The organism is Pseudomonas sp. AC193 (genome assembly GCF_979258075.1).
The window spans coordinates 5,503,480-5,524,711 of record NZ_OZ409832.1 but is presented as its reverse complement, the minus strand read 5'-3'; the positions used below and the strand labels follow the sequence as shown (position 1 = coordinate 5,524,711).

Below are 21,232 nucleotides of genomic sequence, written 5' to 3'. Positions count from 1 at the left end.
TGCTGAATGCGCCGATGCCTTCGCGGGCAAGCCTTGCTCCTACAGGGCCGTGGTTGCCCGCCATTTCAGCACCACGGTTTCAACGTTGAACCGTGGCGCCTTTATCGCGAGCAAGCTCGGCTCCTACGGTGTTACTTCTTTGCGACTTCAGCGCCGCCTTCTTGCAGACCGAGGTCAGCCAGTGCTTTTGCAGCAACCTTGGCTGGCAGCGGGATGTAGCCGTCTTTCACTACGACTTCCTGGCCCTGTTTCGACAGCACCAGTTTCACGAACTCAGCTTCCAGCGGAGCCAGAGGCTTGTTCGGGGCTTTGTTGACGTACACGTAGAGGAAACGCGACAGCGGGTACTTGCCGTTCAGGGCGTTTTCTTCGGTGTCTTCGATGAAGTCAGTGCTGCCCTTCTTCGACAGAGCAACGGTTTTCACGCTGGCGGTTTTGTAACCGATGCCCGAGTAACCGATGCCGTTCAGCGAGGAGCTGATCGACTGCACAACCGACGCCGAACCTGGTTGTTCGTTAACGTTTGGTTTGTAGTCGCCTTTGCACAGGGCTTCTTCTTTGAAGTAGCCGTAGGTGCCGGATACCGAGTTACGACCGAACAGCTGCACTGGCTTGTTGGCCAGGTCGCCGGTCACGCCCAGGTCGCCCCAGGTTTTCACGTCGGCTTTGGCGCCGCACAGACGGGTCGACGAGAAGATCGCATCAACCTGTTCCATGGTCAGGTGCTGGATCGGGTTGTCCTTGTGCACGAACACAGCCAGGGCATCCACAGCCACCGGGATAGCGGTTGGCTTGTAGCCGTACTTCTGCTCGAAGGCCGCCAGTTCGGTGTCCTTCATCTTGCGGCTCATCGGGCCCAGGTTGGAGGTGCCTTCAGTCAGCGCAGGTGGCGCAGTGGCGGAGCCAGCGGCCTGAATCTGGATGTTTACGTTCGGGTATTCTTTTTTGTAGTTCTCAGCCCAGAGGGTCATGAGGTTGGCCAGGGTATCGGAGCCGACGCTGGACAGGTTGCCCGACACACCAGTGGTCTTGGTGTAGCTCGGGATAGCAGGGTCAACAGCGGCGAACGCGTTGGCAGTCGCAACGCCAGCAGCGACAAAAGTCATTGCCGCCATCAAACGCTTCAGTTTCATGCCTTACTCCTAGCAGATAGGGTGTGTTAAGTCGGGGCCAAGTATCAGCAGGCCGTGTGAACACTCTATGGCTGAAATATGACAATTGGATGAAAGGCCAGCATCCGAGGTTTTACCGGATAATTCGTGGTGCCCCCATTCGCGAGCAAGCCCGCTCCCACAGTTTGAAATGCATTCCAAATGTGGGAGCGGGCTTGCTCGCGAAAGGGCCGGTGCTACTGGAGGAAATTCTGGATTAGCGCCCCTTCTTCCAGAGCCACGCCCCCACCAGCATCCCCATCGCGCACAGCACCGCCACATAATAAGCAGGCCCCATCGCGCTTTCCTTCAGCAGCAAACTCACCACCATCGGCGTCAACCCGCCAAAAATCGCGTAAGCCACGTTGTACGAGAACGACAAGCCGCTGAAGCGCACCACCGGTGGAAACGCTTTCACCATCACATACGGCACCGCACCAATGGTGCCGACCAGAAAACCAGTCAGCGCATACAGCGGGAACAGCCAGTTCGGGTGATCGGCGAGGCTGTGATAGAACGTCCACGAGCTGATCAGCAGGCCCAGGCAACCGAACACAAACACGCGGCCGGCGCCAAAGCGATCCGCCAGTGCGCCGGAAATGATGCAGCCGATGCTCAGGAACACGATCGCCAGACTGTTCGACTGCAGCGACTCGGTCGGCGTGAAGTGATAAACGGTTTGCAGCACGGTCGGGGTCATCAGAATGACCACGACGATGCCTGCGGAGAGCAACCAGGTCAGCAGCATCGAGATCGCAATCGCGCCGCGATGGTCGCGCAGCACCGCACGCAGCGGCACTTCTTCAGCCAAGGCTTTACGCTGTTGCAGCTCGGCGAACACCGGGGTTTCGTGCAGCCAGCGGCGCAGGTAAACCGAGAACAGGCCAAACACACCGCCGAGCAGGAATGGAATCCGCCAGGCGTAATCGGACACTTCGGCAGGCGTATAAATGCTGTTGATGGCGGTGGCGACCAACGAGCCGAGCAGAATGCCGGCGGTCAGGCCGCTGGTGAGAGTGCCGCAGGCGTAACCCATGTGCTTTTGCGGGACGTGTTCGGAAACGAAGACCCACGCGCCCGGCACTTCCCCACCAATCGCCGCGCCCTGAATCACGCGCATCACCAGCAGCAGGATCGGTGCCCACATGCCGATCTGTGCGTAAGTTGGCAGCAGACCCATGATCAGGGTTGGCACGGCCATCATGAAAATGCTCAGGGTGAACATCTTCTTGCGCCCCAGCAGGTCGCCGAAGTGCGCCATGACGATGCCGCCCAACGGCCGCGCGAGGTAGCCGGCGGCGAATATGCCGAAGGTCTGCATCAGGCGCAGCCACTCGGGCATGTCGGCCGGGAAGAACAGCTTGCCGACCACGGTGGCGAAGAAGACGAAGATGATGAAATCGTAGAACTCCAGCGCGCCACCGAGGGCGGACAGCGACAGAGTCTTGTAGTCATTGCGGGTCAACGGTCGTGCGGGTTGCTCGGGCTGCGCGAGGCTCGAAGGCGCTGTGGTCATGGCAAGGGCTTCTCTTATAGTCGGATCTGCCGCCACAACAACGCTGGCGGTGGCTTGGGCAGGTTCGGCACCATAGCAAATTGTTCGAAAAAGCACATAGAGGCGCGTATTTGACGGTCGAAATGAGAACCGGATGGTCGTCGTGGAGTCTACCGACCGATATACTCGCAACCTGCTCCGGTTTGTAGGGGGTTGCTGTGCGAAAACGTCGTTGGCCCGGCCTTTGCTCGGGATTAGCCGGTTTCGCAGAGTTTCTCCTTAGGCGCCTGATGGAAAACGTGACGAACGTAGTATGTTCGGTGCTGAATCGTTTTTCCCGAAGACGGCTACCACCAGCAATACCAACGATGAGTCACGGGTCAGAGGCACCCTCGGCATGATAGAGCTCGAACAAGAAGATCCGATCCCGCAAGGCGACCTGGCCCTGCAAATCACCGCACTCCCGCGCGAAACCAACGGCTTTGGCGATATTTTCGGCGGCTGGCTGGTGGCGCAGATGGATTTGGCCGGCACCGCGATGGCCAGCCGTGTTGCCGGTGGCCGCGTCGCTACCGTTGCCATCGACCGCATGGCGTTTCTCGTGCCGGTCGCTGTCGGCGCACAATTGTCCTTCTATACGCAGACCCTGGAAATCGGCCGCAGCTCGATCCAGATGATGGTCGAAGTGTGGAGCGATGACCCGCTGTCCAGTGAGTGGCGTAAAGTGACCGAAGCGGTTTTCGTCTTCGTCGCCATCGACGGCAGCGGTCGCACCCGCTCGGTGCCGCCACGCGCGCGCTAAACCTCGCGGCCGTTTTACGGTCGATAGTTGTCCTTGTTACTGATTGAGAGCTGTCCGATGAACACGCCCAACGTTGAAGCCGTGAAACTGGATGAACTGAACTGCTGGCGCATCCGCCACGGTCAGGCCGAAGTGCTGGTGGCCCAGCAAGGCGCGCACATCCTCAGTTATCAGATCGATGGGCAGCCGCCGATCATCTGGCTCAACGATAAGGCAGTGTTCAAGACTGGCAAGAGCATCCGCGCCGGCGTGCCGGTGTGCTGGCCGTGGTTTGGCAAATTCGAACGCAACCCGCAGAGCGTGCAGGCCATGTACACCGGTGAGCAACCGGCACCCGCGCACGGTCTGGTGCGGGCGATGGATTGGGAGTTGGGTGGCATCGAATCAGAGGCTGATGGCGTGAAGGTGGAGTTCAAACTGCCCTACCCCGAAGGCGGCCTGCCGGACTGGCCGCATCAGGTCGATCTGACCCTGACCCTACATTTGTCCGAACAGCTGAGTTTCAGCCTGACCAGCCACAACCGTGGCAGTGACACCGTCAGTCTGAGCCAGGCGCTGCACACCTATTTCGCGGTCAGTGATGTGCGCAATGTGCACGTCGACGGCGTCGATGGCTTGAAGTACATCGAGACGCTGGATGACTGGAAAACCAACAGCCAGCAAGGTGGCCTGCAGTTTGCCGGAGAAACCGACCGCATCTACCTCGACGCTCCACCGCAGCTGAGCATCGTCGACGCGGCCTGGGAACGACGCATTGTCCTGACCGCCACCGGCTCGCGCACGGCAGTGATCTGGAACCCGTGGATCGATCGCGCGGCGGCGCTTGCTGACATGGATAACGATGGCTGGCAGCGCATGCTGTGCATCGAGACGGCGAATGTGATGGATGACATCGTCACGCTCGCGCCGGGTGCGAGCCATACCATGGGCGTCAGTGTCGCCAGCAAACCGCTTTAAGATCAAAAGATCGCAGCCTTCGGCAGCTCCTACATTGGAATGCATATCCCTGTAGGAGCTGCCGAAGGCTGCGATCTTTTGCTTTAGAGATCAGATTCCTGCACCACCCGCACTTTGTCCGCTTCCAGCGCATACGCTGCGTCAGCCAGGTCATTGCTGACCTTCTCGACTTTCAGCGTGCCGGTCACCCACAGCGGCGTGTAGATATCGTCCAGCTTCAAGCCCTTCGGATAACGCACCAGCACCAGTTGATTCGGTGGCGGTGGCGGCACGTGGATGCACGCGCCCGGATACGGCACGAGGAAGAACAACGTGCTGCGGCCCTTGGCGTCAGACTCCAGCGGCACCGGGTAACCACCGATGCGGATGTGTTTGTCGTTCATCGACGCCACTGTTTTGGTCGAATACATCACTGCCGGCAGACCTTTGGCCTGCTTCATCCCGCCCTTCTCGGTGAAGGTGCCGGTGGCTTCCGGGGAGTTGTGGTCGATTTCAGGCATGGCCTCGAGGGCCTTTTGATCCGACTTGGGCATCAGTTCGAGCCAGTCGGTTTCCGGCAGTTCGCCGGCGTGGGCCAAACCGCTGCCCAGGAAAAGGAGAGTCAACAGAAGACGGCGCATGAAGGTGCTCGGTATAGAAAGGAAGGAACGTTGAATCGCCGAGCATTCTGAGCCCTCCCTGCCGCGTTGGCAGAGAGGACTTTGTCGCTTTGGATCAGTTCTTTTTGATCAGGCCGTAGATCACCAGCAACACGACTGCACCGACCAGTGCGCCGAGGAAGCCTGCGCCCTCGCCCGCCTGATAAATGCCCAGAGCCTGGCCGCCATAAGTGGCCGCCAGCGAACCGCCGATACCGAGCAGGATGGTCATGATCCAGCCCATGCTGTCATCGCCCGGTTTCAGGAACCGAGCCAGCAGGCCGACGATCAAGCCGATAAAGATGGTTCCGATAATTCCCATGGCAATTCCCTCTCAGTAGTAGATATGCGAAGCCTAGTCAGACTTTGGCATCCTGCCATGAGAGAACGGCGGCCCCTGAATGGTTCCGCCGCAGACACATGAAACTGAATTACTCGGCGATCAGCGCTTCGACCTTGACGATCTGCGCCTGCAGCGTGGCCATGTCGGCGCAGCGCAGGTTGGCGTGACCGACCTTGCGCCCGGCCTTGAAGGCTTTGCCGTAGTGATGCAGATGGCAATCTTCGATGGCGATGACCTTCTCAACCGGCGGCACAACGCCGATGAAGTTGAGCATCGCGCTCTCGCCGACTTTGGCCGTCGAACCCAACGGCAGGCCGGCAACGGCGCGCAGATGGTTTTCGAACTGGCTGCACTCGGCCCCTTCGGTGGTCCAGTGCCCGGAGTTGTGCACGCGAGGGGCGATTTCGTTGGCTTTCAAGCCACCGTCGACTTCAAAGAACTCGAACGCCATCACGCCAACGTAGTCGAGTTGCTTGAGCACACGGCTTGAGTAGTCTTCGGCCAACGCCTGCAACGGGTGATCGGTACTGGCAACGGACAGCTTGAGGATGCCGCTGTCGTGGGTGTTGTGTACCAACGGGTAGAACTTGGTTTCGCCATCGCGAGCACGCACGGCGATCAGCGAGACTTCACCGGTGAACGGCACGAAGCCTTCCAGCAGGCAGGACACGCTGCCCAGTTCGGCGAAGGTGTCGACCACGTCTTCCGGCTTGCGCAGGACTTTCTGGCCCTTGCCGTCGTAACCCAGAGTGCGGGTCTTCAGCACGGCTGGCAGACCGATCGAAGCCACGGCGGCATCCAGATCGGCTTGCGATTGAATGTCGGCGAAGGCCGGGGTCGGGATGCCCAGATCCTTGAACATGCTCTTTTCGAACCAGCGATCGCGAGCGATGCGCAGGGCGTCGGCGCTCGGATAAACCGGAACGAATTGCGACAGGAACGCCACGGTTTCCGCTGGAACACTTTCGAACTCGAAGGTCACCAGATCGACTTCATCGGCCAGTTGGCGCAGATGATCCTGATCGCCGTAATCGGCCCGCAGGTGTTCGCCCAACGCCGCGGCGCAAGCGTCCGGCGCAGGGTCGAGGAAAGCGAAGTTCATGCCCAGCGGAGTGCCCGCCAGGGCCAACATGCGACCCAACTGGCCGCCACCGATTACACCGATCTTCATCTCAACAACCTCAGGCAATACGTGGGTCTGGATTGTCCAGGACGCTGTCTGTCTGCTCGGCACGGAAGGTTTTCAGTACCGCGTGGAACTGCGGATGCTTGGCGCCGAGGATGCTCGCCGAGAGCAGCGCGGCGTTGATCGCGCCGGCCTTGCCGATAGCCAGAGTGGCGACCGGAATGCCCGCTGGCATCTGCACGATGGACAGCAGCGAGTCGACGCCCGAGAGCATGGCCGACTGCACCGGCACACCGAGCACCGGCAGGTGGGTCTTGGCCGCACACATGCCTGGCAAGTGGGCTGCGCCGCCGGCACCGGCGATAATCACCTCGATGCCGCGGCTTTCAGCCTCTTCGGCGTACTGGAACAGCAAATCCGGGGTACGGTGGGCAGAGACCACTTTGACCTCGTACGGGATGCCGAGCTTTTCCAGCATATCGGCGGTGTGGCTAAGGGTGAGCCAATCGGACTTGGAGCCCATGATCACGCCAACCAGTGCACTCATCGTCGCGCCTCTTCTCTCTGGAGCGCCCGCAGGCGCGTCATAAAACAACAAGCCACGCAGGTTGCGTGGCTTGATTGTACGAAAAATGGCCGGTCGTGCCGGCCGAAGGCCGCGCAGTATACCGCAAAGAAAGCAATAAACAGCCCCTTCGACGACCATCTGTCTTAGCGGCTCTTTTTCTGTTTTTGCTGACTTTCAAGTCAGCGCGCCAGCCTCTGCAAACCGTTTCAGCTCGGCATTAACGGCGCAAGGCCGCCTGCGAATATTAAGCATTACAAACATCAAATAACGCCCAACATAAAAACAACTATCCATGCTGCAATACTTGATAACAGAACATTAACTGACACATATAAAGACTGCACAAACAAACACTAACACGCTAATAATCCGACCCAGCCTTACAACGAGGCACACAACTAATTCATCCAAACTTTTCCACTTCGAAAACAACTAAAATGCCAAATATATTAACAATCACATGTGCGCTGCTTGGCAGCCTGTTCATGACTACGATGACTCAAGCCACAGTCGCTATCGATGACACTCCATGGCCAGCTGAACAAAACACGACGCTAGCCAGGTCGCTTGCTGCGCCGCTTGGGGGGAAAATACCGATATTCATCCACGCCTTCATCCACGACGATGTAACCCAGCCACAGTCGGAGATATTTGCCGAACATTTCCTGCCTATGGTCAAGGAACTGGAGGGCGTTACGGGACGCCGCGTATCAGTTCAATTCATACGCAATCAGCCGACTTATACTGACTTTGCGTATATGAATGAAGACGAGCTAGTTACTATGAAAAAGTGGAGGGATCGCACGCACGACTATAAAGTCGAAAAAAATCTTCCGTCCACACGAACTACAAAATTCATTCTACTGACCAAAAGCGCTCTAAATGATCGTGTCGCTGGCCTTGCCGGAACTGGGCAACAAGCGGCCATTGCATCTCTCAAGTCAGCAGCCAATGTCGGACATGAAATTGGCCACACGCTAGACGCCCTGCATGAAAATTCTGAAGTGTTCTACCGAGGCGGCTGGTGGTGTGAAAGTTACATGATCCCGAACCCGAAATTGTTGGTCGGCAACTGCCACACCTTCACTGAAGCTAATCGGGCAAGGATCAGTAACTTTTTGAGCAATGTTCCCTGAACGCATTTTTCCGCGACACGGCGGCTGCACGGACATCACGCACCGCCAGCCGCACCGCCTTCAAGCTTGCGCCACAGCAGGCGCACGTTGGCTTTGCGCACCAAGGCGCAGCGGTAGAGGCGAATCTCCAGCGGCACATGCCATTGCGGGCCGCCGCACACGACCAGTTCGCCTCGTGCCAATTCCGCACGCACGCTGAGTTGCGGCACCCAGGCAATGCCCAACCCTTCCAGCGCCATGCTCTTCAAACTGTCCGCCATCGCGGTTTCATAAATAGTGGTAAAGCGCACCTGGCGCTGACGCAGCAAGCCATTCACCGAGCGCCCGAGAAATGCCCCGGCGCTGTAAGCAAGCAACGGCACACTCGCTTCCCCTTCCAGATCGAACAGCGGTTTGCCCTCGGCATCCGCCGCGCACACCGGCAGCATCTCGGTCTGGCCCAAATGCAGCGAGGGGAAAATTTCCGGGCCCATCTGCATCGCCGCGTCCGGGTCGTAGAACGCCAGCATCAGATCGCAGCCACCCTCACGCAGCGCATGCACCGCGTCGCCGACGTTGGTCGCGACCAGTCGCGTGGCAATGTTCAAACCTTCATTGCGCAGTTGCGCGATCCAGCGCGGAAAGAAACCCAGTGCCAGCGAGTGAGCGGCAGCGACTTGCATTACTTCGCCCTGCCCGCCCTCCAGATGATGCAGATGGCGCAGCACTTCACCGAGTTGTTCGACCACGGTGCGTGCGGTCACCAGAAACAACTGCCCCGCCGCCGTCAGTTCGATCGGCGTGCGCGAGCGATTGACCAATGTCAGCCCCAATGCAGCTTCCAGACTGCGGATCCGCCGACTGAACGCCGGCTGCGTCACGAAGCGTCGTTCGGCCGCTTGCGAGAAGCTGCGGGTGGCGGCCAGAGCACTGAAGTCCTCGAGCCATTTGCTTTCCAGATTCATCACGTCCTCCCGGACACGCACCAAAACAGGTCACACGTCTGCCGCGCACGCGGCGTCACATGGGCATTATGCCGAATGTGCATAGGGCAGTGCTTAACAGCATTGGCCCAAAATTCCCCACAAGCCTAGCATTCGCAGCGTTCCGGCACAGACCGGTGCCATATCGAGATGATTTCTATCATGTCCTCCGCTGCATCTTTCCGCACAGAAAACGACCTGCTTGGCGCCCTCGAAGTACCGGCTCAAGCGTATTACGGCATCCAGACCCTGCGAGCGGTGAATAACTTCCGTCTCTCCGGCGTTCCGATTTCGCATTACCCAAAACTCGTTGTCGGTCTGGCAATGGTCAAACAGGCCGCTGCTGACGCCAACCGCGAGTTGGGTCATCTGAGCGAAGCCAAGCACGCTGCCATCAGCGAAGCCTGTGCCCGATTGATCCGCGGTGATTTCCACGAAGAGTTCGTGGTCGACATGATTCAAGGTGGCGCCGGTACTTCCACCAACATGAACGCCAACGAAGTGATCGCCAACATTGCTCTGGAAGCAATGGGTCACCAGAAAGGCGAGTACCAGTTCCTGCACCCGAACGACGACGTCAACATGGCGCAGTCAACCAACGACGCCTACCCAACAGCGATCCGCCTGGGCCTGTTGCTCGGTCACGACACCCTGCTGGCCAGCCTCGACAGCCTGATTCAGGCGTTCGCAGCCAAGGGCAAAGAATTCGATCACGTCCTGAAAATGGGCCGTACTCAACTGCAAGACGCCGTGCCGATGACCCTCGGCCAGGAATTCCGTGCTTTCGCCACCACCATGGGCGAAGACCTGGCCCGTCTGAAGACGCTGGCCCCGGAACTGCTGACTGAAGTGAACCTAGGCGGCACCGCGATCGGTACCGGCATCAACGCCGACCCGCGTTACCAAGCGCTGGCGGTTCAGCGTCTGGCCCTGATCAGCGGTCAACCGCTGGTTCCGGCGGCCGACCTGATCGAAGCGACTTCCGACATGGGCGCCTTCGTACTGTTCTCCGGCATGCTCAAGCGCACCGCGGTCAAGCTGTCGAAAATCTGCAACGACTTGCGTCTGCTGTCCAGCGGCCCACGTACCGGCATCAACGAAATCAACCTGCCAGCGCGTCAGCCAGGCAGCTCGATCATGCCTGGCAAGGTCAACCCGGTAATCCCGGAAGCCGTTAACCAAGTCGCGTTCCAAGTGATCGGTAACGACCTGGCGCTGACCATGGCAGCCGAAGGCGGCCAACTGCAGCTGAACGTGATGGAGCCGCTGATCGCGTTCAAGATCTTCGACTCGATCCGCCTGCTGCAACGCGCCATGGACATGCTGCGCGAGCACTGCATCGTCGGCATCACCGCCAACGAAGCGCGCTGCCGTGAACTGGTCGAGCACTCGATCGGTCTGGTTACCGCATTGAACCCGTACATCGGCTACAAAAACGCCACCCGCATCGCCGGCCTCGCCCTTGAAAGCGGCCGCGGCGTGCTGGAACTGGTGCGCGAAGAAGGTCTGCTCGACGAAGCCATGCTCGCCGACATCCTGCGCCCGGAAAACATGATTGCTCCGCGTCTGGTTCCGCTCAAAGGCTGAATCGACGCGTTACTTGTAGCACCGCTCACCAGGTCGAGGGACTAGACACCTCTCACCTTTTGAGGGCTTGGGGATTTAGTCCCCAGGCCCTTTTTTTTAACTATTTGATCCTGAGACCCGTATGTCTGGGGACTGCTTAATGTCGAGGTAAGCCCTTGTGGCGAGGGGATTTATCCCCGTTGGGTCGCGAAGCGGCCCCAATACCTGCAATCGCGATGTATCAGGTACACCGCGTGCGATGGTTTTGCGACTGCTTCGCAGCCGAACGGGGATAAATCCCCTCGCCACAGGGTTTGCTTCAGCAGAGGAGCAGTTCCTGTACAAGCCCGGCGCCGGTAACGCCGGGTGTTTCAAAGCCTCGTTTCGTCGCTTGCACCACGACTGTGCAGACGGGCGCCGCACTGATCGGTATAGTGCCGCCCCTCTTCGCATGAGCGGTCGTCGGTAACGAGGCCATCACCCATGTGAAACCCGAACTAATAACAAACCCGCGATTTGGAACCGGGACGAAACCTTCGCCTCACCTGTTGTGCCGCGCGCAAACCGGTTTAACACGATGTTTCTCCGATCCAGCATTTGCTTACACAAAAAACAGCGAGGAAAAATCCATGCTCGAAGTCATCAACGACTTCCTCTCAGGCAAAGTACTGATCGTGCTCATTGTCGGGCTCGGTAGCTACTTCACGATTCGCTCGCGTTTCGTTCAACTGCGGCACTTCTTCCACATGTTCGCGGTGTTCCGCGACAGCCTCAAAGGCAGCGCCGGCCAACTCAGCTCGTTCCAGGCCCTGATGCTCAGCCTTGCCGGCCGAGTGGGTGCAGGCAACATCGCCGGTGTCGGCATTGCCGTGACCCTCGGCGGTCCGGGTGCGGTGTTCTGGATGTGGGTGACCGCACTGGTCGGCATGTCCAGCAGCTTCTTCGAATGTACTCTGGCCCAAGTCTACAAACGCGCCGATGGCGACGGTCTGTACCGAGGTGGCCCGGCCTACTACATTCAGCACGGCCTGAAGCTCAAAGGCATGGCAGTGGTGTTCTCCGTTCTGCTGCTGGTCACCTACGGCTTCGCCTTCATTGGCCTGCAGTCCTACACCGTGACCCACTCGCTGCAGAACGCCTTTGAATTCGACCCGCGCCACACCGGTATCGTCCTGGCGGTGCTGCTGGCCATCACCTTCCTCGGCGGCATCAAGCGCATCGCTTCGGTATCCGACCTGTTAGTACCGATCAAGACCCTGGCCTATATCGGCGTGACCCTGTATGTGATCGGCACCCAGATCGAACACGTGCCCGCCATGCTGGAAACCATCATCAAGAGCGCCTTCGGTCTCGACCCGGCCTTTGGTGGTCTGCTCGGCAGCGCCATCGTCATGGGCGTGAAGCGTGGCGTGTTCGCCAACGAAGCGGGTCTGGGCAGTGCGCCGAACGTCGCCGCCGTGGCTGCGGTGAAACACCCGGGCGCGCAAGGCGTGGTTCAGGCTTTCAGCGTGTTCCTCGACACCTTCGTGATCTGCACCTGCACCGCGCTGCTGATCCTGCTGTCGGGTTTCTACACCCCGGGCTTCGAAGGTGACGGCATCGTCCTGACCCAGAACTCGCTGGCCGCCGTGGTCGGTGACTGGGGCCGCATGTTCGTCAGCGTTGCGCTGTCGCTGTTCGTCTTCACCTGCATCCTCTACAACTACTACCTGGGCGAGAACAGCTTGCAGTTCCTCACCCGCAACCGCGCCGCGCTGATGATTTTCCGTGGCCTGGTGCTGGCGCTGGTGGTCTGGGGTTCGATGCAGGATCTGTCGACCGTGTTCGCCTTCGCCGACATCACTATGACCTGCCTGGCCTTCGTCAACCTGGTGGCCCTGGCCATGCTGTTCAAGGTCGGCATGCGCGTCATGCGCGACTACGACGAGCAGCGCCGCGCCGGCGTCAAACAGCCGGTGTTCGATTCCAGCAAATTTGCCGATCTGGATCTGGATCTGAAAGCCTGGCCAACCAACCCGCCGGCAACAGCGGGCAAGACCGAAGCCGAGCCGCAAGGCGTACCTGCAGCGCAACGCTGACAGGTGAATGACGGGCGCATCCCCTGCGCCCGTCAGTTATTGTGATGCAATAACTTGTAGGAGTGAGCCTGCTCGCGATAGCGGTTCATCATTCAACATTTATGTTGGCTGAAAGACCGCTATCGCGAGCAGGCTCACTCCTACAGGAACTCATCGTTTCGGAGAATCCTATGAATTCGTCGACTTATCCCGCCGCTCAACACGTCATGGTGCTCTACACCGGTGGCACCATCGGCATGCAAGCCAGCGCCAATGGCCTGGCCCCGGCGTCCGGTTTTGAAGCGCGGATGCGCGATTACCTGCACAGCCAGCCTGAACTCGTCGTGCCGCAGTGGCGCTTTCGCGAGATGTCGCCGCTGATCGACAGCGCCAACATGACCCCGACCTATTGGCAGCAACTGCGTGAAGCGGTGGTCGATGCGGTGGATGTGCAAGGCTGCGACAGCGTGCTGATCCTGCACGGCACCGACACGCTGGCGTACAGCGCGGCGGCGATGAGCTTCCAGTTGCTCGGCCTGCATGCGCGTGTGTGCTTCACCGGTTCGATGCTGCCGGCGGGCGTGACCGACAGCGATGCCTGGGAAAACCTTGGCGGCGCACTGGTCGCACTCGGCCAAGGCCTGGCGCCGGGCGTGCATTTGTACTTCCACGGCGAACTGCTGGCGCCGACCCGTTGCGCAAAAGTGCGCAGCTTTGGCCGTCATCCGTTCAAGCGTCTGGAGCGTCAGGGCGGCGGCGTGAAAGCCCCATCGATTCCGGCGTCGTTGAACTACAACCAGCCGAAGCAACTGGCCAAAGTTGCCGTGCTGCCGCTGTTCCCCGGCATTAGCGCTGGAGTCCTTGATGGTTTGCTCGACAGCGGCATTCAGGGTCTGGTGCTGGAGTGTTACGGCAGCGGCACCGGGCCGAGCGATAACCCGGAGTTTCTGGCGAGCCTTGGTCGCGCGCGGGATAACGGCGTGGTAGTCGTTGCCGTGACGCAATGCCATGAAGGTGGGGTTGAGCTGGATGTGTATGAGGCGGGCAGCCGCTTGCGCGGGGTTGGCGTGTTGTCCGGTGGCGGCATGACCCGTGAGGCGGCGTTTGGCAAGTTGCACGGGTTGCTCGGTGCTGGGCTTGAAACTCAAGAAGTGCGCCGACTGATTGAACTCGACCTCTGCGGCGAACTCCTCTGACACCACGCAAATCCCTGCGGGAGCGGGCTTGCTCGCGAAGGCGGTGGGTCAGATAAGCTGATGCCAACTGACACGACGCATTCGCGAGCAAGCCCGCTCCCACAGTTTGATCTTCGTACGGCATATAAATTGCTGCATTCCAGCCATCTCAAGGCTGGAAGATCCCATGCTCCACTCCCACCTCACCACCCTCAACGCGGTCTCGCTGATCCTCAACACCTTCAAAGCCGAAGGCCTGTCGAGCGAGGCGCTGCTCAACGGCAGCGGCATCAGTGCGGCGGATTTAAACCGTGCTGACACCCGCATCACCACCAACCAGGAAATGCAGGTCTGCGCCAACGCGGTCGCGCTCAAGCGCGATATCGGCCTGGAACTGGGCCGGCGCATGCACGTTTCCTGCTACGGCATCCTCGGTTACGCGCTGCTGACCTGTGCCACCTTCGGTGACGCTTTGCGTTTGGCGATCCGTTATCCGGCGCTGTTGGGAACACTTTTCGAACTGAGCCTGGAAGACGATGGCGAGCGCGTCTGGTTCGTTGCGGCGGACTATCGCGAAAGTCCGGCGATGGCCGTGTTCAATGCCGAGTTCTGCCTGGTCTCGCTGAAGGTGATTTGCGATGACCTGCTCGGGCATCCGCTGCCGCTGCTCGCCACACGGTTCGAACACGCCGCGCCGGATTACCGCGACAGCTATGCCGAACACTTCAACTCGCCGCTGCACTTCGCCGCCAAGGACAACGCCTTCGCCTTCGACCGACACTGGCTCGATCAACCGTTGCCGTTGGCGGATGCCATTACCCACCAAGCCATGGCCGAGCGTTGCCGCAAGCAGAATCTCGAATTCACCGGGCGTCAGGCGTGGCTGGGGCGGATCCGCCAGTTGCTCAGTGCGCAATTGAATGCCGCGCCGGGGCTGGAAGGATTGGCGCAACAGATGAAGTGCTCGCCACGCACCTTGCGCCGCCATCTGAAGGACATGGGCAGCAGCTATCAGGAACTGCTCGATGAACTGCGCTTCGAACGGGCCAAGCAGATGTTGTGTGAGGATCAGCTGCCGATCTACCGCATTGCCGAAACGCTGGGCTTCAGCGAAACCGCCAGCTTCCGCCACGCCTTTGTACGCTGGAGCGGCGTGGCCCCCAGCCAATTCAGGGCTTGAGAATCTAAAGATCGCAGCCTTCGGCAGCTCCTACAGGGATCGGTGTAGGAGCTGCCGCAGGCTGCGATCTTTTGATCTTCAGGGGGCGAATTGCGGTCAGAGGTTTTGGCCAGATCAATCCCCTTTTGGCCTTTCCTGCCGTTCTCCGATTCGCCCTTCGCCGCAACACTGGACGCAACCGAACCAGCCTTGCGGAGAACAACAAATGCTGACGATCTACTCAGACGATCACCACCTGCACCATGGCCGCTGCGAACTCATCGATGGCCAGCTCAAACCATGCTTCGAGATGCCCTCGCGCGCCGACCATGTGTTGCAACGCGTACAAAACCAGAACCTCGGCCCGGTCGAAGCACCGAAGGATTTCGGCCTCGACCCCATCGCCCGTATTCACAGCCGCGACTATCTCGATTTCTTCAAAGGCGCGTGGGATCGCTGGACTGAATTCAACACCGACGGCGACTTGCTGCCCTATACCTGGCCGGCGCGCACCCTGCGTGCGATAAAACCGACCAGCCTGCACGGCCAACTCGGTTATTACAGCTTCGACGGCGGCGCCCCGATCACCGCCGGTACCTGGCAAGCGGCCTACAGCGCGGCGCAGGTTGCCCTCACCGCACAAGCAGAAATCCAGCGTGGCGCACGCGCTGCTTTCGCTCTGTGCCGCCCACCAGGACACCACGCTGCCAGCGATTTGATGGGCGGTTATTGCTACCTCAACAACGCCGCCATCGCCGCGCAAGCCTTCCTCGATGCAGGCCACAAGAAAGTCGCGATCCTCGACGTCGACTACCACCACGGCAACGGCACGCAGTCGATTTTCTACGAGCGCAGCGACGTGCTGTTCACTTCGATCCACGGCCACCCGGAAGCGGAATTTCCGTTCTTCCTTGGCTATGACGACGAGCGCGGTGAAGGCGCCGGTGAAGGCTTCAACTTCAACTATCCATTGCCGGCCGGTTCCGGCTACGACGTTTGGAGCGCGGCGCTGGAGCAGTGCTGCGACGAGATCGACCGCTACGGCGCCGACGTCATTGTCGTGTCGCTCGGTGTCGATACGTTCAAGGACGATCCGATCTCGCAATTCAAACTCGACAGCCCGGATTACCTGGCGATGGGCAAGCGCATCGCCGCCCTCGGCAAGCCGACGCTGTTCGTCATGGAGGGCGGTTACGCGGTCGAAGAAATCGGCATCAACGCAGTGAACGTACTGGAAGGTTTCGAGCAGTAAACCGAGTCACCATGAAAACTCCATTCTGACCCGCCACTGTGCGGGTCATTTTTTTCACATGCGATATATAGATACCACCACGCCCCGCAAATGCCTCGCTACCGTCATGTGCTTTCCCGACTCAACGTCAGAAGGATCTGCACATGCCCCCCTTAGAACCCGACTCGCCAATCTTGTCTGTTCCGGCCACCGATCTGCTGACGCAACTGGTCACCGGCCCGTCGCTGCGAGAAGTCGCCACCACGGTGCTGCGCGCAGAACTGAACGCGCTGTATCCGGCACTCGAACTCAACCCCGATCTGGTCATGGTCGGCACGCCTTCCTGGATCAAACGGGATGGACAGATCGTTGCCGGCGACACTCGATTCGAATCCTTGACCGACTCGCTGTTGCGTCATGCAATCGCGCGCCAACCGGTCATGTTTATCGACGGTGAACACTTCCTGACCGGGCAGCCGAGCGCCAGCCCTTCCATCCAGTTGCCGGTCAACATCGACGCGGTCGGGCGCCTGCTCAACCTCCTCGCGTCAATGCTGTTTACTGCCTATCAGGAACAGCAACTCGACTACTGGAATCAACCGGTGACCCTTAATGCGCCTCGCTGGCAGGAGCTGTCTCTGGCCTTGCGCGTGCGCTGGAACCTCAAGCAGGCCAAACACTGGGATGCTGATCAGCTTGCCCTCGCGCATCTGGTATTCAACTACCCTGACCGTGCCACGCGCAAACCTCACGATCCCTATCAGACACGCGCCTGCCTGATCGATCTGGACAGCGGCGGCGAAACGCCCACGCACCTGAACATGCTTGATATCGCCGTAATTACTGGCGTACTGGGTGAGCGCACCTTGATACTCACGCACTCGATCATCATGGGTTTCCGCGCTCATCCTTCGTTCGAAGCACTTGGTCACTACCTTCGAACATTCACCGGGAGCTTATCCGCCGACAGCCAGCTTGAGTGGCGGCTGGTTGAACCCGAGGGCGATTTTTTCGATACCCAGGCCTGCACGCTGATTGCTCTGCAAGCGCAGGCGCTGGGCGAGCTCGACTTCAGTAACCCGACGCCTGCAACTGTCACCCAAGCCAACGCCCACCACGTTCACAAGAACGATGCGCGCTTCAATCGCATCGATCCGCTGCTGCCAGACTGGCTGACCCGCGCGCACCCCAATGACCTCAGTGCTTTCGGCCGACATCTGATGGATCTGGCCGCCGTGCGGCAGAGCAGCGCCACGTCTTTCGAAGACGCAATCCCGCCCATCGAGCGCTTTGCTCTGAACAGCCTCAGGCTGCAGATGGAAAAGAAACACCCACAGGCCAGACAGCTGAAACTGAAGAACCTGCGCATCAGCATCACCCGTCCGGTGGTCTGGGGCACTCAGGCCACGGGCACCAGCGAAACCCTCACGCTGAGCCTGGCAGAGCTGGCCCTGGAAAACCTGATTGCGGTTCCGCTGGGCGATAAAGTGCTCTGGTTCACCACCGGTGAAGCGGTGCCGGAATGGCTGACCCCGACCTACGTCGAAGGGTTGGTAACCACGGTCAATATCGGCAAAACCTACCCGGCACTGATCAAGGAGCGACTGGTTGATGACCCGATCAAATCTTTAGAGTTGTCGAGGCTGTACCGCGCGCACTTGCAGGTACAGCTGCCGTTGCTGGCCCTGCAATGCAAGATCCGCAAAGAAGGTGCTATCGATGAGCAGGGCTACCGCTACATCGTGGCCGTGATGAGTGCGGCGGGTGAAGCGCGGCGGGTCGATGATCAGGAAATCGTCATCCGTCCGTTATCGTTTGTGCTCGATCACCAGACCGACGACAGCGCCGACATCGTCACCAACATGTTCGTGATCGGCCCGCGTGATCAAAGCAAAGGGCCGTGCTTGCTTTACCGTCCGCTGCTGGAAAACCCGCTGACTCAGTACCCGACACCGTCGAGCCTGATCTACGCGATCAAACACTCGAAAAAGATCCGTGAATCAGTGCTCGCCTGGCTACCGGACAGCGTTCGCGCCAACTATTCGAACTTCATTTTCCACGGAGACTTGCCCGACCTCGCAGTACTCGCCGAATTGCTGACCAATCCCCTGCTGAACATTAACCTCAACACCCCCGTGCGGCTGGGCAGCAAAGTGCTCGAAGGTGATTACCTGCGCAGTTTGTTCGCCGCCAATACTACTGCGCTGATCGAGCTCGCCGACCGTGAATCGGTATCGAATGCCGAAAGCCATTGGGCGACGCTCAAGGAGGGCGCGTGGAAACTGTTCAACGCCGTCCTGCCGTTTCTCGACCCGACCGTAGGCACGGCGGTGTGGATATGGCAGTTGTTCGATGATCTGCAACAGACCATCGAGGCGACCCACAACGACGATCGTGAGCTGGCCGCCAGCGCGCTCACCGATTTGCTCCTGTCACTGGCCATGGTGCTGGCGCATCGCGCAGCGACTCGCGGCAAGCCGGCACGACGTGCAGATGAGTTACCCGCAAAGACCAAGACCCCACTCATCGAAACACTGTCGCGCCCCGGTAAGATCCAGTTGAAACAGCTGGCGGACATCGCGCCCGTTGACCTGCCAGGCAACCATGAGTCGGCCATCCACATTCTCGGCGCGCTCAATCGTGAAGCAACGAGCCTTGGCCAGACGCTTGAGCGATTCGCCATCGACCCACCGCCAGATCTCGGCCAGCCCATCAGCGAGGGTGCGCAACAACACCTCTACGCCCTGGGTGAAAAACGTTACGCCAAAGTGGGTACGCGCTGGTTCGAGGTGCACCTCAATGAACAGCACGATGTGCAAATCATCGACGCCCGCAAACAGCCGCCACGCTCTGGGCCATTGCTGATTCACAATCGTCAGGGACGCTGGTTCATCGACACGCGCCTGCGTTTGCGCGGGGGCGGCCTAAAGAGCCGAAAGGCCGATCTGCTACGCAAGAATGCGCAACGGATTGATGAACTGCGCCAGAACCTAAAAACGTTCAACGATAATCTCGGCCCTGCCAAAGACGCATTGATCGCGGCGCGCAAAGCGCTGACATCAGCAACCGATGAGACGTACAAAGCGCACGAATCGGTGTTTCTGGAAAAGCTTGAAGCGCAGATCCGCACCTACGACAACACCATCGGCTACATCAAGGAGTTGAACCGCATCGATGCGGTGCCACGGTACCGCGCTTCAATGGTTGAAATGCTCAGCTCCCAGCTGTTTTTCAACCAGTCGTGGATCGAGCAGGTGGAACCCACGTTCAAATCGTCGCTGGATCTGACGTTGACTCTGCTGGCCGAAGAAGAGGCCGGCAACAGACCCACCGATAACGCGCCCTACCAGGAGATGCGACGGCTGACCACGCTGATGATCGACCGCATCGAAATGGCTCAGGCGAGTTTTAACGAACTGAGCGTGCTCGGCAAAGAAGCCGCGCAAGTCGTCAGCAAATTCAAACAGAAATTGCCGGTCTTCGACGTGCAGGACATGAAAGCGCTAAGGATTACCCTAGCGCGCGAATTTTGCGTCAAAGAAGGCAGTGGCCGCGCACTCGAGGAGGCGCGCGAGCAAGTCGAGCGCCTTGTCGACGAGGCCGATCTGGCGATCCAGAACTCACTCGATCTGCAACGCGAAGACTATCAGTTCAGCGACCCGCAACGTATTGAGGCGCTCAACACTTTGGTCGAACAATTCGTCAGTATCGATTCCCGGCTGCAGGATCTGCCCCAGCAGTTTGCCGAACAGATGCTGACTGATCAGCTTGCGCAACTGCAGCTCAATATCGATGAGTTCGGCCAGCACAGTACCCGGCAACTGTCGCAGTTGCTGCGTGATCGTGGCCCTCAACATCCGCAGCCCGGGCCGTCGCGGGCACCGGCAAAAAAAGTCATCACGACCCGCTTCAAAGGCACGCAACTCGCGGTGCCGCGCAAAGAAGCACAAGGTCATGCGCAGTTTGCAGACGTCAAAGCCAGCCTCACCGGCAAGGTGCTGGCGACCTTCCACGAGAAGGAACCCGGCGTGTGGGTGCAGCGCTTGCGCAGCAAACCGGCGAAAACCCTGCCAGCCAAAAGTTTGAGCAACACCATGAGTTCAGGGCAGACGCTACTGGATGCGGTGCAAGGCTTTATCGAACAGCAAAAGGCCCACGCCCATGAGCCGAATCGCTTGCCGGTGGAAATCGAAGAAGCCCTCGCCCGTCACGCCACGCAACTGAGCGACACCGCCAAAGCCATCGACCAGTCGCTGGCGTCCGGTTCCTCCTCTCATGCGCAAGCCAGCACGGCGGCGCAGCTCAAACAGAAAATCGAAGTGGCGGTAAAACTACTGAAAAGCGAAGGTCATACGCTGCGGGTGAACATGACCAAACGCCAGTTGCCCACCGCGCCGCGTGTGGAGTGGTTGCTCGCTCAGCAAGAGGTGACGATCGAGATAATCCCTGGTCGCCGGCAGCTCAAAGGCTCGAAGAAAGACTTTCTGCAGGAATACGAAATTCGCGATCGCAAGAGCAAAGCGGTGCTGTGGTACGCGCATTTTCACTATGAGCGAGCCAATACCTCCGACGAGTTTTTCAGCGCCGCGCACCTTAAAACCAAAGAGCAACGATTGCTCGGCAGCGGTTACTCCCTGGAAAACGCGTCGAGTACCCAGGAGGTGATCGCCATCTACCGCAGCGAAATCGGCGTGCCACTGGCAAAAACGCTGTTTTTTCCGATCAAGCCACCCACGGCGTCGGTGACCTGAACGTCTAGGGTTTTTGATGCTGTGACTGTGGCAGGCGAGATTGCTCGCTCGCCACAGTTTTTTTACCGAACAATATTTATATACCGCCAACACCCGGCGGCTATTCACTACTTTC

The 21,232-nt window shown here is 59.3% G+C and carries 16 protein-coding genes; 9 read left to right on the top strand and 7 right to left on the bottom strand.

Annotation, left to right across the window (positions count from 1 at the left end):
• Nucleotides 1-131: 131 nt before the first annotated feature.
• Both ACZZ0D_RS24740 and ACZZ0D_RS24735 read right to left on the bottom strand, forming a co-directional pair.
• Nucleotides 132-1,133, bottom strand: coding sequence for a phosphate ABC transporter substrate-binding protein PstS (locus ACZZ0D_RS24740; protein ID WP_034152107.1), 1,002 nt, complete (start codon nt 1,131-1,133; stop codon nt 132-134).
• Nucleotides 1,134-1,368: 235 nt separating this feature from the next.
• Nucleotides 1,369-2,667 carry an MFS transporter gene (locus tag ACZZ0D_RS24735; RefSeq protein WP_053125141.1) on the bottom strand — a complete coding sequence of 433 codons (1,299 nt, stop codon included), beginning with the start codon at nt 2,665-2,667 and terminating at the stop codon, nt 1,369-1,371.
• A 376-nt stretch (nt 2,668-3,043) separates the two neighbouring features.
• On the opposite strand from ACZZ0D_RS24735, the gene ACZZ0D_RS24730 reads away from it, so the two are divergent.
• Nucleotides 3,044-3,448, top strand: coding sequence for an acyl-CoA thioesterase (locus ACZZ0D_RS24730; protein WP_003229628.1), 405 nt, complete (start codon nt 3,044-3,046; stop codon nt 3,446-3,448).
• Nucleotides 3,449-3,505: 57 nt separating this feature from the next.
• Complete coding sequence (locus tag ACZZ0D_RS24725) at nt 3,506-4,405, top strand: D-hexose-6-phosphate mutarotase (RefSeq protein ID WP_463554523.1); 900 nt, start codon at nt 3,506-3,508, stop codon at nt 4,403-4,405.
• Nucleotides 4,406-4,488: 83 nt separating this feature from the next.
• On the opposite strand, the gene ACZZ0D_RS24720 is transcribed toward ACZZ0D_RS24725, so the two are convergent.
• The 4 genes from ACZZ0D_RS24720 to purE form a co-directional block, all read right to left on the bottom strand.
• On the bottom strand, nt 4,489-5,025 hold the full coding sequence (locus ACZZ0D_RS24720; RefSeq protein ID WP_007920225.1) for a DUF3299 domain-containing protein: 537 nt from the start codon (nt 5,023-5,025) through the stop codon (nt 4,489-4,491).
• A gap of 94 nt (nt 5,026-5,119) precedes the next feature.
• Nucleotides 5,120-5,365, bottom strand: a complete 246-nt coding sequence (locus ACZZ0D_RS24715; protein ID WP_016772475.1) for a GlsB/YeaQ/YmgE family stress response membrane protein — start codon at nt 5,363-5,365, stop codon at nt 5,120-5,122.
• A 109-nt stretch (nt 5,366-5,474) separates the two neighbouring features.
• A complete protein-coding gene (locus ACZZ0D_RS24710; RefSeq protein WP_212545377.1) occupies nt 5,475-6,557 on the bottom strand; it encodes a 5-(carboxyamino)imidazole ribonucleotide synthase in 1,083 nt (360 codons plus the stop codon).
• Between the two features lie 10 nt (nt 6,558-6,567).
• Nucleotides 6,568-7,059, bottom strand: a complete 492-nt coding sequence (purE, locus tag ACZZ0D_RS24705; protein WP_463554522.1) for a 5-(carboxyamino)imidazole ribonucleotide mutase — start codon at nt 7,057-7,059, stop codon at nt 6,568-6,570.
• Between the two features lie 506 nt (nt 7,060-7,565).
• Here purE and ACZZ0D_RS24700 point away from each other — a divergent pair.
• Entirely contained in the window at nt 7,566-8,216 is a 651-nt protein-coding gene (locus ACZZ0D_RS24700) for a hypothetical protein (protein ID WP_212545378.1), read from the top strand.
• A 35-nt stretch (nt 8,217-8,251) separates the two neighbouring features.
• On the opposite strand, the gene ACZZ0D_RS24695 is transcribed toward ACZZ0D_RS24700, so the two are convergent.
• The gene (locus tag ACZZ0D_RS24695) at nt 8,252-9,160 is read right to left on the bottom strand and encodes a LysR substrate-binding domain-containing protein (RefSeq protein WP_463554521.1); all 909 of its coding nucleotides are present in this window, start codon (nt 9,158-9,160) and stop codon (nt 8,252-8,254) included.
• Nucleotides 9,161-9,340: 180 nt separating this feature from the next.
• Here ACZZ0D_RS24695 and ACZZ0D_RS24690 point away from each other — a divergent pair, with 180 nt between their 5' ends.
• From ACZZ0D_RS24690 to ACZZ0D_RS24665, 6 genes are all read left to right on the top strand, one after another.
• Nucleotides 9,341-10,765, top strand: a complete 1,425-nt coding sequence (locus tag ACZZ0D_RS24690) for an aspartate ammonia-lyase (RefSeq protein WP_159814480.1) — start codon at nt 9,341-9,343, stop codon at nt 10,763-10,765.
• 608 nt (nt 10,766-11,373) lie between these two features.
• Nucleotides 11,374-12,822, top strand: coding sequence for an alanine/glycine:cation symporter family protein (locus ACZZ0D_RS24685; RefSeq protein ID WP_282358220.1), 1,449 nt, complete (start codon nt 11,374-11,376; stop codon nt 12,820-12,822).
• 170 nt (nt 12,823-12,992) lie between these two features.
• On the top strand, nt 12,993-13,997 hold the full coding sequence (locus tag ACZZ0D_RS24680; protein ID WP_463554520.1) for an asparaginase: 1,005 nt from the start codon (nt 12,993-12,995) through the stop codon (nt 13,995-13,997).
• Between the two features lie 166 nt (nt 13,998-14,163).
• Nucleotides 14,164-15,156, top strand: coding sequence for an AraC family transcriptional regulator (locus ACZZ0D_RS24675; RefSeq protein WP_463554519.1), 993 nt, complete (start codon nt 14,164-14,166; stop codon nt 15,154-15,156).
• Between the two features lie 205 nt (nt 15,157-15,361).
• The gene (locus ACZZ0D_RS24670; RefSeq protein ID WP_463554518.1) at nt 15,362-16,387 is read left to right on the top strand and encodes a histone deacetylase family protein; all 1,026 of its coding nucleotides are present in this window, start codon (nt 15,362-15,364) and stop codon (nt 16,385-16,387) included.
• 143 nt (nt 16,388-16,530) lie between these two features.
• Nucleotides 16,531-21,117, top strand: coding sequence for a hypothetical protein (locus tag ACZZ0D_RS24665; RefSeq protein WP_463554517.1), 4,587 nt, complete (start codon nt 16,531-16,533; stop codon nt 21,115-21,117).
• Nucleotides 21,118-21,232: the final 115 nt, after the last annotated feature.

Coding starts and splice junctions, on each gene's coding strand:
- ACZZ0D_RS24740 (WP_034152107.1), bottom strand. CDS start 1,133: ATGAAACTGAAGCGTTTGATGGCGGCAATGACTTTTGTCGCTGCTGGC.
- ACZZ0D_RS24735 (WP_053125141.1), bottom strand. CDS start 2,667: ATGACCACAGCGCCTTCGAGCCTCGCGCAGCCCGAGCAACCCGCACGA.
- ACZZ0D_RS24730 (WP_003229628.1), top strand. CDS start 3,044: ATGATAGAGCTCGAACAAGAAGATCCGATCCCGCAAGGCGACCTGGCC.
- ACZZ0D_RS24725 (WP_463554523.1), top strand. CDS start 3,506: ATGAACACGCCCAACGTTGAAGCCGTGAAACTGGATGAACTGAACTGC.
- ACZZ0D_RS24720 (WP_007920225.1), bottom strand. CDS start 5,025: ATGCGCCGTCTTCTGTTGACTCTCCTTTTCCTGGGCAGCGGTTTGGCC.
- ACZZ0D_RS24715 (WP_016772475.1), bottom strand. CDS start 5,365: ATGGGAATTATCGGAACCATCTTTATCGGCTTGATCGTCGGCCTGCTG.
- ACZZ0D_RS24710 (WP_212545377.1), bottom strand. CDS start 6,557: ATGAAGATCGGTGTAATCGGTGGCGGCCAGTTGGGTCGCATGTTGGCC.
- purE (WP_463554522.1), bottom strand. CDS start 7,059: ATGAGTGCACTGGTTGGCGTGATCATGGGCTCCAAGTCCGATTGGCTC.
- ACZZ0D_RS24700 (WP_212545378.1), top strand. CDS start 7,566: ATGACTACGATGACTCAAGCCACAGTCGCTATCGATGACACTCCATGG.
- ACZZ0D_RS24695 (WP_463554521.1), bottom strand. CDS start 9,160: ATGAATCTGGAAAGCAAATGGCTCGAGGACTTCAGTGCTCTGGCCGCC.
- ACZZ0D_RS24690 (WP_159814480.1), top strand. CDS start 9,341: ATGTCCTCCGCTGCATCTTTCCGCACAGAAAACGACCTGCTTGGCGCC.
- ACZZ0D_RS24685 (WP_282358220.1), top strand. CDS start 11,374: ATGCTCGAAGTCATCAACGACTTCCTCTCAGGCAAAGTACTGATCGTG.
- ACZZ0D_RS24680 (WP_463554520.1), top strand. CDS start 12,993: ATGAATTCGTCGACTTATCCCGCCGCTCAACACGTCATGGTGCTCTAC.
- ACZZ0D_RS24675 (WP_463554519.1), top strand. CDS start 14,164: ATGCTCCACTCCCACCTCACCACCCTCAACGCGGTCTCGCTGATCCTC.
- ACZZ0D_RS24670 (WP_463554518.1), top strand. CDS start 15,362: ATGCTGACGATCTACTCAGACGATCACCACCTGCACCATGGCCGCTGC.
- ACZZ0D_RS24665 (WP_463554517.1), top strand. CDS start 16,531: ATGCCCCCCTTAGAACCCGACTCGCCAATCTTGTCTGTTCCGGCCACC.